The organism is Aureibaculum luteum (genome assembly GCF_003449015.1).
GTDB lineage: Bacteria > Bacteroidota > Bacteroidia > Flavobacteriales > Flavobacteriaceae > Aureibaculum > Aureibaculum luteum.
Map to the genome: position 1 here is coordinate 176,362 of NZ_QRGD01000007.1, position 11,849 is coordinate 188,210.

The following is an 11,849-nucleotide window of genomic DNA, read 5'->3' on the forward strand; positions in this document are numbered from 1 at the left end:
ATTTAAAATTCAGGATCTACCTCAGTAGTATTTTGATTTTCTTCTTGCTTCTCTTTATATTTATCACAATCTAACTCAACGTCAAAGTTGGCTGGTTTTATAAAAGCACCATCACTAATTTCAAGATCCTTGTTGGCGTAACATTTTTTCATATATAATGCCCAAATTGGTAGTGCCATTGATGCCCCTTGACCTCTTCCAATATCAGCAAAATGTATAGATCTCTCTTCACCACCAACCCAAACACCAGTGGTTAAATTAGGTACAAAACCCATAAACCATCCATCAGATTGGTTTTGTGTAGTACCAGTTTTACCACCAATAGGGTTTTTAAATTTATAAGGGTGACCTGAAACAATACTATCTGGATAATTTCTAGCAGCATTTCGTAAGCGAGCTCCAGAACCATATTGCGTAACACCTTCTAATAAGTTAACTACGGTATAGGCAGATTCTTCACTCATTACCTCTTTGGTTTCTGGTGTAAAATTTTCTAATACCGTTCCATTTTTATCTTCAATACGTAATATCATTATTGGTTTTACATACATTCCTTTACTAGGAAACGTATTGTATGCACCAGTCATTTCAAATAGTGATAAATCTACAGTACCCAATGCTATTGAAGGCACTGCGAGAATATCACTTTCAATTCCTAAGTTTTTTGCTAATTTAACAACGTTTTGAGGTGTTGTTTTATCAATTAACTGAGCGGTTATAACATTGGTAGAGGTTGCCAATGCATTTTTTAAGGTTTTAAATCCACCATATTTATGATCTGCATTGGCTGGAGCCCAGTCTTTATCTAATCCATATTTTCCTTTCGGAATGGTCCAGATAGTATTTGAAAACTCCTCACATGGAGAGATTTGTAATTGATTGATTGCGGTAGCATATACAAAAGGCTTAAAGGTTGAGCCTACTTGACGTTTACCTTGTTTTACCATATCGTATTGAAAATGCTTATAGTTTATACCACCAACCCATGCTTTTACATGACCCGTTTGTGGTTCCATAGACATCAATCCTGCTCGCATAAAATATTTATAATACCTAATAGAGTCTATTGGAGTCATAATGGTATCAATATCTCCTTTCCAAGAGAAAATACGCATTTCTGTTTTTTCGTTAAACGATTTTTTAATGTCAGCTTCAGAAACTCCGGCTTTTTTCATGCGTCGGAATCGATTGGAGCGTTTCATTGCAGACTCCATATTCCGTTCAATTTCCTTTACCGTTAAATCATAATATGGAGCATTCTTATTCTTTTTTTGTTGCTTATAAAATACACGTTGTAGGTTTGACATATGTTCTTTCATAGCATCTTCGGCATACTGTTGCATGCGAGAATCTAGGGTAACATAAATTTTTAGTCCATCACGGTAAATATTATATTCGGTACCGTCTGGTTTTTTATTATCTTTTACCCAAGTCTTTAAAAACCCTCGTAAATATTCTCTAAAATAAGTGGCAACACCATAACCTGTGTCTTCTGGAGAAAAATTAATTACCATTGGTAATTTTTGCAAAGAATCTTTCTCTTCTAGTGATATTACCCCATTCTTTTCCATTTGTTTAAGCACCACATTTCTACGTAACAAAGTCCTTTCTTTTTTGCTTTCTCTGTGGGGATTGTAAAGACTTGGATTTTTAAGCATAGCTACCAATACAGCAGCTTCTTCCATTTTTAGCTCTTTAGGTTCTTTGCCAAAGTAGATACGAGCTGCGGAACGAAGACCAACAGCATTGTATAAGAAATCTTGCTTGTTAAAATACATAGTAATAATTTCTTCCTTGGTATATTGACGCTCCAATCTAATCGCAATAATCCACTCTTTAATTTTTTGTGAAAGTCTTTCTATAAGGTTTTTAGATCCTTCGCCATGAAACAACAGTTTTGCCAATTGTTGAGTAACCGTACTGGCTCCACCATCTTTTCCTAATTTAATAAAAGCTCTAGTAGTACCATAAAAATCAATACCAGAATGTTCGTAAAAACGCACATCTTCAGTAGCGACTAAGGCTTTTACTATATTTTCGGGAATGTCTTTGTATTTTATTGGAGTTCTATTTTCATTAAAATATTTCCCCAATGTTTTATCATCAATAGAAATAACTTCTGTAGCTAGATTATTCTCAGGGTTTTCAAGTTCCTCAAAAGTTGGTAAAGGACCAAAAACGCCAATAGAGCCTAGAAAAAACAAAAGAGCTATAAATCCGAAACCACCTAAAAACAGTATCCAAAGCCATTTGGTAAATTTTTTAAATGCAGCCGTGTTATCTGGTTTTTTTTTACTCATTAGTGTTCATTTTTTCAATTTGTATACCTACATCAGTTACACCTTTTAACGATGTTATTCCATCAACTTCTCCACTTTCACGCATAGCTTGCTGTATGGAGATGTTGTAAGTGCCAGTTGTAGGGAAAATTACATTGCTCTTAAATTCTAAAACGTTTTCTTTCAGATCGGTTAAGCCTTCACCTAAAAATTTACCGTCTACATCTGCCATTTCATATTCTAACGTATCAACAACCTTATAATTGTTAGGAAAATCAATCCCTACAATTAAAAATAAATTACTGTAGCCATAGTCATTGTTATTTCTGAGATTTATATATACATTGTTTCTAGAAATAGTATCAATTGGACTAAATTCAAACTTGACAAGAGAGTCTTTATGCCATTCAGCATTTGGCATTGACTTGTATTGATTGAAAACTAAATTATCATTACATGAAATTAATGCTATTGAAACGAAAAGTAAGCCTAATATATTACGCATTTTTGCGGGGAGATTTTCTTTTATTATTTCTGTTTTTTCTTCTTTTGTTACTCTTATTTCCTTTGTTTTTGTCAAATCTAGTTAAACTGTCTTGACCTACAACATTTGTAAAAGCAGCTTCAGGTTCGGCAGGAATATTTATTTTAGATGCATACATTTCTAAACTAGCTACTTTTTTTCCTTCTTTATTTATTTTGATGATTTCGTTTACCTGCTCCGCTTCTAAATCAACCCATTGCATTGGGTTGTCTTTGTAGGCATACCAGAGCAACCCTTTAAAAATATCCATTTTCTGGAAAACAGCTGTTCCTTTTTCAGTTTGAAGCCAAGTATCTGTTTTTGGGAAATTTTTTAATGCATCTAAATAAGAATCCAATTCATAATTTAAACAACATTTAAGCTTACCACATTGTCCAGCTAATTTTTGCGGGTTTAATGATAATTGTTGGTATCTAGCGGCTGAGGTGCTTACAGATCTAAAATCAGTTAACCAAGTAGAACAGCATAACTCGCGACCACAAGAACCAATTCCTCCTAATCTAGCTGCTTCTTGACGCAGCCCCACTTGTTTCATTTCAACTCTTATTTTAAAAGTTGAAGCCAATTCTTTGATTAACAGTCTAAAATCTACACGATCATCAGCAGTGTAGTAAAAAGTTGCCTTATTACCATCTCCTTGAAATTCAATGTCTGAGAGTTTCATTTTAAGACCTAATCTAGAAACTATTAATCTAGATTTTCGTTGAACTTCCTGTTCTTTGTCTCTGGCAGCTTGCCAAACTTCGATATCGCGTTGAGAGGCTTTTCTGTAGATTTGTTTAACTTCTTCACTGTCAAAACCTACATCTTTTTTACGCATTTGAATTTTAACCAATTCTCCTGTTAAAGAAACGGTGCCAATATCATGTCCTGGCGAAGATTCTACAGCCACAACATCACCAATAGCGATGGCTAAATTTTTTGTGTTTTTAAAAAAATGCTTTCTCCCGTTTTTAAAACGTACTTCAGAAATGTTAAAAGAGGATTGCCCATTGGGCAATGTCATATTTGAAAGCCAGTCGAAAACTGTTAGTTTATCACAACTTCCAGTACCACAATTTCCATTACTTTTACATCCTTTTGGTACACCATTTGTATCCGTAGAGCAACTATTACAGCTCATATTTTATATGTTATATTTATAATTATACTCAAGAATGAGTATAATGTAAATTCGTTTTCAATTAAAACACAATAGATTTTCTACTGATTCGTTTTAATGTTTTATTAATTTGTAAATATAAATATAATTCATAACATTAAAAGTTAATAAAATTATATTTAAAAATTAGTACTTTTGACACCTATACACTTACAATAAAACGAATCCATAATGAAAAGATTATTGCTTGTTTTGTCGCTACTACCTTTCACTTGTTTTTCCCAAACTATAGGGGAAGCAAATGGTGGTGAAGTTCTGTTTAATCCAAATAATTTAGCTTGTATTACGGAAGAAGCCAAAGCGAACATTAATACTGAAGTAGAAGTTAATGTAGCCAAGTTAATAAAACAAGGTAAATTGTCGATAAAAAAAGCAAGTTTAGCAGCTCCAACTTTTATTTGGCCTGTTAAAAAGGCAGCTACGAGCAATTTTAACGATGTTTGGGCTATTTCTAATTATGTAGACCATGATGCTACATTTCCCGATAAGGTGCAGGATTATAATTGTGGAACGAATACATATGACACTAGTTCTGGTTACAATCATTCAGGTACTGATATTTTTACATGGCCTTTTTCTTGGTATCAAATGGAAAATAATTTAGCTGAGGTTGTGGCTGCGGCTCCAGGTGAAATTGTATATAAAAATGATGGTCAATTTGATAAGAGTTGTGCTTCTAATTCAAATGCTTCCTGGAATGCAATTTATGTACAACATAGTGATGGCAGTAGAACCTGGTATGGTCATTTAAAAAATGGAAGTTTGACTACAAAAGGTGTTGGAGATACTGTAACAGCAGGAGAGTTTTTAGGAATAATAGGCAGTTCAGGCAATTCTACGGGACCTCATTTGCACTTTGAAGTTTATGATAGTAACAGTAATTTGGTTGATCCTTTTAGCGGGACTTGTAATAATATTACAAGTTGGTGGCAAGACCAACCTGATTATTACGATCCAAATATAAATGCAGTTTTAACACATAGTGCTGCACCAAATTTTGACAATCCTTGCCCGCAAGTAGAGAACACGAATTTAGCTAATAAATTTTTACCAAATACGGATGTTTATATGGCAGTGTATTTAAAGGATCAACTTGTAAATACTAAGACTTTTTGGAGGCTGTATGCTCCAAGCGGTAGTATTCAAAATAATTGGAGTCGCCTTCTTCCTTATTCATTTACATCATCTAATACTTATTGGTATTGGAGATTTAACGATCTTTCTGAGTTAGGTACATGGAGATTAGAAGTAACCTATGAAGGTCAAAAAGTTACTCACGAGTTTGAAGTTGCTGCTACTTTGGGAGTTGAAGATCAAAAATTAGCACAAATTTCAGTAGCCCCAAATCCTTTTGAGGATGAATTAAAAATTTCAGGTTTTACGTTTGATCAAGCGGATTATAATATGGCTATATTTAATCAATTAGGTCAAAAAGTAATTGAAAAAGAAGTTTTTTCTGATCGTTTAAATTTACAATTTTTATCTAAAGGGTTGTATTTTCTAAACATTGGTGATAAAACTACAGGAAGTTCAAAATCATTTAAAATCGTAAAAAAATAAATGCTTTTTTCAAATATTATAGATCAAGAAACAGTAAAAAAACAACTTATCTATAGTGTTGAAAGGAACCGAATACCCCATGCACAACTTTTTGTTGCACCAAAAGGTACAGGTGCTTTACCATTGGCTATTGCTTATGCTCAATATATTTTATGTAATAATACTGACGGTGAAAATAATGCAGGTGACCAGGCCTGTAATACAAAGATTAACAACTTAAGTCATCCTGATTTACATTTTGCATTTCCCGTAGCCACAACAGATAAGGTAAAAAGACACCCTGTAAGTGATTTCTTTTTAGAAGAATGGCGTCAGTTTATAAATGATAACCCATATGGCGATTTATTAAGTTGGTACGCACATTTAGGTATTGAAAATAAACAAGGTCAAATTGGTGTAGATGAAGCAGAAGCAATCGTAAAAAAGTTGATTTTGAAATCGTACGAAGGTGGTTATAAGGTCATGATTATTTGGATGGCCGAGAAGCTTAACACTGCGGCAGCCAATAAATTGCTAAAACTAATAGAAGAACCACCAAACAAGACTATTCTATTGTTGGTTACCGAGAGTGAAGAGCAAATTATTAGTACCATATTATCTCGTTGTCAGATTGTAAAATTAAATCCTTTAAGTGAAAATCATATTAAGGAAGCTTTAATAGCACGAGAGCATATTACGGAAAATGAAGCTGTAAAGATTGCTCATCAAGCAGATGGAAATTGGAATAAAGCAAGAAATATTTTACATAACTCAACAAGCGATGAGCAATTTGAACAATGGTTTATTACTTGGGTACGAACCGCTTTTAAAGCAAAAGGCAATGCTGCCGTAATTCAAGAGCTGATTGCTTGGAGCGATGCTATTGCATCAAACGGTAGAGAGGTTCAGAAAAGTTTTTTAAACTACTGTCTCCAATTTTTTAGACAAGCTTTATTGAAAAATTACACCGCAAATTCGCTGGTGTTCTTAGAGCCTTATACCACAAGTTTCGATTTAGATAAATTTGCTCCGTTTGTTCATAGTGGTAATATTATGGAGATCACTAAAGAGCTTAACGATGCTATTTATCATATTGAACGTAACGGTAATGCCAAAATCATCTTATTGGATTTATCAATAAAGTTAACGCGGTTACTACATCAAAAAGAGGCGGTTTAAAATTTACTGCAACACATAAAAGTAGATCGCCATAAAGTGCGAAAAACTACCCAATAATACAAATACATGAAAAATGGTATGGTTGTATTTTATTTTTGGAATGCTGTATAAAATGGCACCTACGGTATAAAATACGCCACCAGCCAGCAACCAATATAATCCGTTTATGGGTAAATTTTCTAGTAATGGTTTTACGGCAAAAATGATAATCCACCCCATACCAATATAAGCTGCGGTAGAAATTTTTTCAAACCTTCCGGTGTAAAATAATTTAAGAAAAACTCCAACAAGGGCAATTCCCCAAGTAATGCCAAAGATTGTCCAACCTAATGGTCCTTTTAAGGTTATGAGCGTAAAAGGAGTATAGGTCCCTGCAATAAGTACATAAATGGCAGCATGATCTAAAATGTTTAATTTTTTACGTAGTTCTGGCTGTTGAGCGTAATGGTAAAAAGTAGAAGCAGAGTACAACAAGATCAAACTCGCTCCAAAAATAGAAAAACTTACAATATGTCTTGCAGTTCCATGATTATTAGCATGAATAATCAAAACGACTAAGGCTATAATACTTAAAACTAATCCAATGGCATGTGTAAGTACATTTAGTCTTTCTTCGGTAGAATTATAATATGTTAGATGTTCATTTTTCATCGTTGATATCATTAATTAATTCCATATAGATTGTGTCAAAAGCCTCTTTTTTAATGGATTCCATATCGTCAACAGTTAAACCTTCTGTTTGGATAAATTTATGAATTTTTACTCGTAATTTCCCTGGCCATCCACTAAAAAATGTCCATGAAAAACGTTTTTTTACATCGTAGAAAGTCATGGGAACAATTGGTATTTGATGTTCAATTGCCAAGCGGAAAGCACCATTTTTGAACTCACTTAACACAATGTCTTCATGAGGTACTAACCCCTCAGGAAAAATGGCAATGCTTAAGCCTTGATCTAATTTCTTTTGGGCTAAAATATATACTCTTTTCCGACTTTCAGCATTACTTCTGTTCACCCAAATACTTGTTTTTCTAAAAACATATCCAAATAAGGGCAGTTTTACCAATTCCTTTTTACCAACGAACACGGCTGGGTTTTTCATTACTGACAACATTAACATTACATCAATTAGAGAGGCGTGGTTTGCAATAAATAAATAGCTCTTACCAGGAATTATTTCTTCTTCTGTCTCAACTACAGGTTTAAAGCCCATCACAAAGAGGATGGTTTTACCCCAAGCCTTAGCAATTTTAAAAAAAGTAGGATATAAACTATCGAAAGAGATTACTACAATTAAAACGGGTAAAGCAACGAGGATTGAAAAAAATACCCATCCATAAAACCAAATACGCCAAAATACGCGAAAAATATTTTTTAGAAAATTCATTGGCGTAAATTTAGGGAATCTGTATAAACTCCAATGTGTAAATTTAAAATCTCAAAAAAGACGGGAATATTATTTTTGAAATTTGTTTTTTAGAATTTGAAATATTGTGATTTGTGATTTGTACTTTTGCTTTAGAAAAATAAGTTATGTCAAGAATTCTTACAGGGGTACAAAGTACCGGAACACCACATTTAGGCAATTTGTTAGGAGCAATTATACCAGCCATTGAAATGTCTAATGATCCATCAAATGATTCGTTTTTGTTTATTGCGAACATGCATACATTAACACAAATAAAAGATGGAGCTATTATAAAGCAAAATACGTATAGCACAGCAGCAGTATGGTTAGCATTTGGTGTAGATATAAATAAAACGGTTTTTTATCGCCAGAGTGACGTGCCTCAAGTAACGGAATTATCTTGGTATTTAAGTTGTTTTTATCCTTATCAGCGTTTAACATTGGCACATGGCTTTAAAGATAAAGCAGACAGGTTAGATGATGTTAATGCGGGGTTATTTACATACCCAATGTTAATGGCAGCAGATATTTTATTGTATGATGCTGAGGTAGTGCCTGTAGGGAAAGATCAATTGCAACATTTAGAAATGAGTAGAGATGTGGCCAATCGTTTTAATCATAAAATGGGAGATACATTGGTGCCACCTGAAGCCAAAATAGAAGAAAATGTGAAGATTGTACCTGGTTTGGATGGTGAAAAGATGAGCAAATCACGTGGCAATGAGATTAATTTATTTTTGGATGATAAAAAATTACGTAAAGTGATTATGAAAATCCAAACAGATAGCACTCCGATGGAAGAGCCTAAGGACCCAGATACTTGTAATTTATTTGCCTTGTATAAATTAGTAGCTGATGAAAGTCAAATCACAGATATGCGTGCTAATTATTTAGGTGGTAATTATGGGTATGGACATGCCAAACAAGCTTTTTATGATTTGCTAATTACAAAGTACGCTAAAGAACGTGAGTTGTACCAGTATTACATGAATAACCTAGATGAAATAGATAAAGCTCTTGAAATTGGTGCTGTTAAGGCGACAAAAGTGGCTAGTGAAGTTTTGGGTAGAGTTAGAGAGAAATTGGGTTATTAGAGGTTAGAATTCTTAGAATTTTGCGAATAGAATAATCATTATTAGTATGTAAAATAATACACCCAAAATTCTGGCAATAGCAGCTTGTTTTATTTTTTTATCAAAGCCGTGATTTCTGAACCGATCTACTTGATCATCATTAAAATCTCTTTTGGAGATATACTTCCTGTTCGGATTGATAGGCAACAAGAAAAATCCAAACCATTCGGCAATAGTTAATGAAGCGTTTTTACGCTTTTCTTTATTTTCTTCTTCTAGGTTCATAACTAAGCTGCTGGATTTGGCATCTTGCCATGCACAGCATTAATTTCGGCAATAATTTCTTCAGATAATTCAATGTTTATACTATCAATATTTTCTTTAAGCTGTGTCATTTTTGTTGCCCCAATTATATTAGAAGTAACAAATGGCATTTGATTTACAAATGCAAGTGACATTTGAGCTAAACTTAATCCATTTTTCTGAGCAATTTTTAAATACTCAGCAACTGCTTTCGAGGATTCTGGGCTACTATATCTGTTATAAACAGGAAATTGATTTATACGAGCATCTTTAGGGGCTTTTCCGTTTAAATATTTACCAGATAACACTCCAAATGCCATTGGAGAGAATGCCAATAAGCCAATATTTTCTCTTAAAGCTACTTCTGAAAGTCCCGTTTCAAAAATTCTGTGTAATAAAGAATAGGCGTTTTGAATGGTAACCATTCTAGGTAATTTTTTTGTTTTAGCCTCTTCTAAATATCGCATGGTTCCCCAAGGCGTTTCATTAGAAAGTCCCACATGTCTAATTTTACCTTGTTTTACAAAACCATCTAAGGTTTCTAAAATTTCAGCAAAATTATCTTCCCATTGCGAAGCTACCTGATAGGGGTAGTCTCTAACACCAAAACAATTTACAGGTCGTTCTGGCCAATGTAATTGATATAGATCAATATAATCGGTTTGCAATCTTTGTAAGCTATTATGAATGGCTTCTGTGATGGCTTCTCTTGAAAATCCAGTTGTTCTGACGTGCTCCGTATAGGCTCCAGTTCCAGCAATTTTACTTGCTAAGATAATCTTATCTCTATTCCCCGTTTTTTTAAACCAAGTGCCTATAATTTCTTCTGTACGTCCATATGTTTCTAATTTTGCTGGAACAGGGTAAAGCTCTGCCACGTCAAAAAAGTTAACACCTTGTTCTAGGGCGTAATCCATTTGCTCGTGACCATCGGCTTCGGTATTTTGTTGTCCCCATGTCATGGTACCCAAACAGATTTTACTAACTTCAATATTAGTTTCTGGTAATTTGTTGTACTTCATGAAATAAGAGTTTTAATGTTTGTTAATTTGGGAGGATGAGAAATAGATCTATATAAATATTTCTCACTTTTTGTATTATTTTAAATAGAAAAGACAGAGTTATATTAATGAAACTCTGTCTTTAAAATAGTTTATGTAAACCAATTAGTCTTCGTATATAGCCGCTATCCCAGGTAAAGTTTTACCTTCTAGCATCTCTAACATGGCACCACCACCTGTTGAAACATAGCTTACTTTGTGTTCAAAACCGAATTGTTTTACCGCCGCAACAGAATCACCACCACCTACAAGAGAAAAAGCTCCATCAGCAGTAGCATCAGCTATGGCATTACCTAATTCAATAGTTCCTTTAGCAAATTTTGGCATTTCAAAAACACCAACGGGGCCATTCCATAAAATGGTTTTTGATTGAGCTATAATCATTGAAAAAGCTACATTAGTTTTTGGACCAGCATCAACACCTTGCCATCCATCTGGTATATGAAAAATATCTACTACTTGCGTATTGGCATCATTGCTGAAAGCATCAGCAGCGATAACATCTACAGGTAAATGTACTTTTACACCTTTTTCTTTGGCTTGTTTTAAAATATCTAATGCTAATTCTTGTTTATCATCTTCGCAAATAGAATCGCCAATACTACCACCTTGTGCTTTAATAAAAGTAAAGCTCATACCGCCACCAATAATTAAGTGATCTACCTTGTCTAAAATATTTTCAATTACAGTGATTTTTGAAGAAACCTTGGCACCACCTAAAATTGCGGTTACTGGCTTTTTACTGTCTTTAAAAACTTTATTTATACTAACAATTTCTTTGGCTAATAAGGCACCAAAACATTTTTTACCTTTAAAAAATTGAGCGACAACAGTTGTAGATGCATGGGCTCTATGAGCTGTACCAAAAGCATCATTAACGTAAATGTCACCAAGCTTAGAAAGTTTTTTAGCAAAGTCAACATCTCCATTTTTTTCCTCATCGTGAAAACGTAAATTTTCTAATAATAATACTTCTCCAGGTTCTAATTCAGCAGCGGCTTTTTCAGCTTCTTCACCAACACAGTCATCAACAAATTTTACTTGAACACCAATAATTTCACTTACGGTATCAACAATATGAGAAAGCGAAAATTCAGGACTAACTCCTTTTGGACGACCTAAATGTGACATTAAAACACAACTACCTCCGTCTTCCAATATTTTTATAATAGTTGGCTTTGCAGCTTCGATTCTTGTAGTGTCAGTTACTTTAAAGTTTTCATCTAAAGGCACGTTAAAATCTACTCGGATTAATGCTTTTTTATTCTTGAAATTGAAATCGTTGATTGTAGTCATGTTTT

Annotated in this window: 11 protein-coding genes; 3 read left to right on the plus strand and 8 right to left on the minus strand. The window is 33.7% G+C overall.

The features are described 5' to 3' along the window. Positions 1-2: 2 nt before the first annotated feature. The 3 genes from D3P13_RS16010 to D3P13_RS16020 are packed head-to-tail and all read right to left on the minus strand — an operon-like array spanning position 3 to position 3,946. Positions 3-2,300, minus strand: coding sequence for a penicillin-binding protein 1A (locus D3P13_RS16010; protein WP_117883884.1), 2,298 nt, complete (start codon positions 2,298-2,300; stop codon positions 3-5). Beyond that, positions 2,293-2,784: a gliding motility lipoprotein GldH gene (locus D3P13_RS16015; RefSeq protein WP_117883985.1), complete on the minus strand. Its 492-nt coding sequence runs from the start codon at positions 2,782-2,784 to the stop codon at positions 2,293-2,295. The genes D3P13_RS16010 and D3P13_RS16015 overlap by 8 nt, the downstream gene beginning before the upstream one ends. Next, entirely contained in the window at positions 2,777-3,946 is a 1,170-nt protein-coding gene (locus D3P13_RS16020) for a PSP1 domain-containing protein (RefSeq protein ID WP_117883885.1), read from the minus strand. Before D3P13_RS16020 ends, D3P13_RS16015 begins: the two co-directional genes overlap by 8 nt. Positions 3,947-4,156: 210 nt before the next feature. Between D3P13_RS16020 and D3P13_RS16025 the strand changes: the two genes are divergently transcribed. Further along, positions 4,157-5,545, plus strand: coding sequence for a peptidoglycan DD-metalloendopeptidase family protein (locus D3P13_RS16025; RefSeq protein WP_117883886.1), 1,389 nt, complete (start codon positions 4,157-4,159; stop codon positions 5,543-5,545). After that, positions 5,546-6,703, plus strand: a complete 1,158-nt coding sequence (locus tag D3P13_RS16030; RefSeq protein WP_117883887.1) for a DNA polymerase III subunit — start codon at positions 5,546-5,548, stop codon at positions 6,701-6,703. It abuts the gene before it with no gap. 3 nt (positions 6,704-6,706) lie between these two features. On the opposite strand, the gene trhA is transcribed toward D3P13_RS16030, so the two are convergent. Next, complete coding sequence (trhA, locus tag D3P13_RS16035) at positions 6,707-7,354, minus strand: PAQR family membrane homeostasis protein TrhA (protein ID WP_117883888.1); 648 nt, start codon at positions 7,352-7,354, stop codon at positions 6,707-6,709. Further along, positions 7,344-8,090, minus strand: a complete 747-nt coding sequence (locus tag D3P13_RS16040; protein ID WP_117883889.1) for a lysophospholipid acyltransferase family protein — start codon at positions 8,088-8,090, stop codon at positions 7,344-7,346. The genes trhA and D3P13_RS16040 overlap by 11 nt, the downstream gene beginning before the upstream one ends. Positions 8,091-8,236: 146 nt before the next feature. On the opposite strand from D3P13_RS16040, the gene trpS reads away from it, so the two are divergent. Further along, positions 8,237-9,205, plus strand: a complete 969-nt coding sequence (gene trpS, locus D3P13_RS16045) for a tryptophan--tRNA ligase (protein WP_117883890.1) — start codon at positions 8,237-8,239, stop codon at positions 9,203-9,205. Between the two features lie 12 nt (positions 9,206-9,217). On the opposite strand, the gene D3P13_RS16050 is transcribed toward trpS, so the two are convergent. From D3P13_RS16050 to D3P13_RS16060, 3 genes are all read right to left on the minus strand, one after another. Further along, positions 9,218-9,469, minus strand: a complete 252-nt coding sequence (locus tag D3P13_RS16050) for a hypothetical protein (RefSeq protein WP_117883891.1) — start codon at positions 9,467-9,469, stop codon at positions 9,218-9,220. A 2-nt stretch (positions 9,470-9,471) separates the two neighbouring features. Continuing rightward, on the minus strand, positions 9,472-10,509 hold the full coding sequence (locus D3P13_RS16055) for an NADP(H)-dependent aldo-keto reductase (RefSeq protein WP_117883892.1): 1,038 nt from the start codon (positions 10,507-10,509) through the stop codon (positions 9,472-9,474). 144 nt (positions 10,510-10,653) lie between these two features. Continuing rightward, complete coding sequence (locus tag D3P13_RS16060) at positions 10,654-11,844, minus strand: phosphoglycerate kinase (RefSeq protein WP_117883893.1); 1,191 nt, start codon at positions 11,842-11,844, stop codon at positions 10,654-10,656. Positions 11,845-11,849 lie beyond the last annotated feature (5 nt).

Excerpts from the sequence above, each read along its gene's own strand:
- D3P13_RS16010 (WP_117883884.1), bottom strand. The coding sequence starts at position 2,300 with ATGAGTAAAAAAAAACCAGATAACACGGCTGCATTTAAAAAATTTACC.
- D3P13_RS16015 (WP_117883985.1), bottom strand. The coding sequence starts at position 2,784 with ATGCGTAATATATTAGGCTTACTTTTCGTTTCAATAGCATTAATTTCA.
- D3P13_RS16020 (WP_117883885.1), bottom strand. The coding sequence starts at position 3,946 with ATGAGCTGTAATAGTTGCTCTACGGATACAAATGGTGTACCAAAAGGA.
- D3P13_RS16025 (WP_117883886.1), top strand. The coding sequence starts at position 4,157 with ATGAAAAGATTATTGCTTGTTTTGTCGCTACTACCTTTCACTTGTTTT.
- D3P13_RS16030 (WP_117883887.1), top strand. The coding sequence starts at position 5,546 with ATGCTTTTTTCAAATATTATAGATCAAGAAACAGTAAAAAAACAACTT.
- trhA (WP_117883888.1), bottom strand. The coding sequence starts at position 7,354 with ATGAAAAATGAACATCTAACATATTATAATTCTACCGAAGAAAGACTA.
- D3P13_RS16040 (WP_117883889.1), bottom strand. The coding sequence starts at position 8,090 with ATGAATTTTCTAAAAAATATTTTTCGCGTATTTTGGCGTATTTGGTTT.
- trpS (WP_117883890.1), top strand. The coding sequence starts at position 8,237 with ATGTCAAGAATTCTTACAGGGGTACAAAGTACCGGAACACCACATTTA.
- D3P13_RS16050 (WP_117883891.1), bottom strand. The coding sequence starts at position 9,469 with ATGAACCTAGAAGAAGAAAATAAAGAAAAGCGTAAAAACGCTTCATTA.
- D3P13_RS16055 (WP_117883892.1), bottom strand. The coding sequence starts at position 10,509 with ATGAAGTACAACAAATTACCAGAAACTAATATTGAAGTTAGTAAAATC.
- D3P13_RS16060 (WP_117883893.1), bottom strand. The coding sequence starts at position 11,844 with ATGACTACAATCAACGATTTCAATTTCAAGAATAAAAAAGCATTAATC.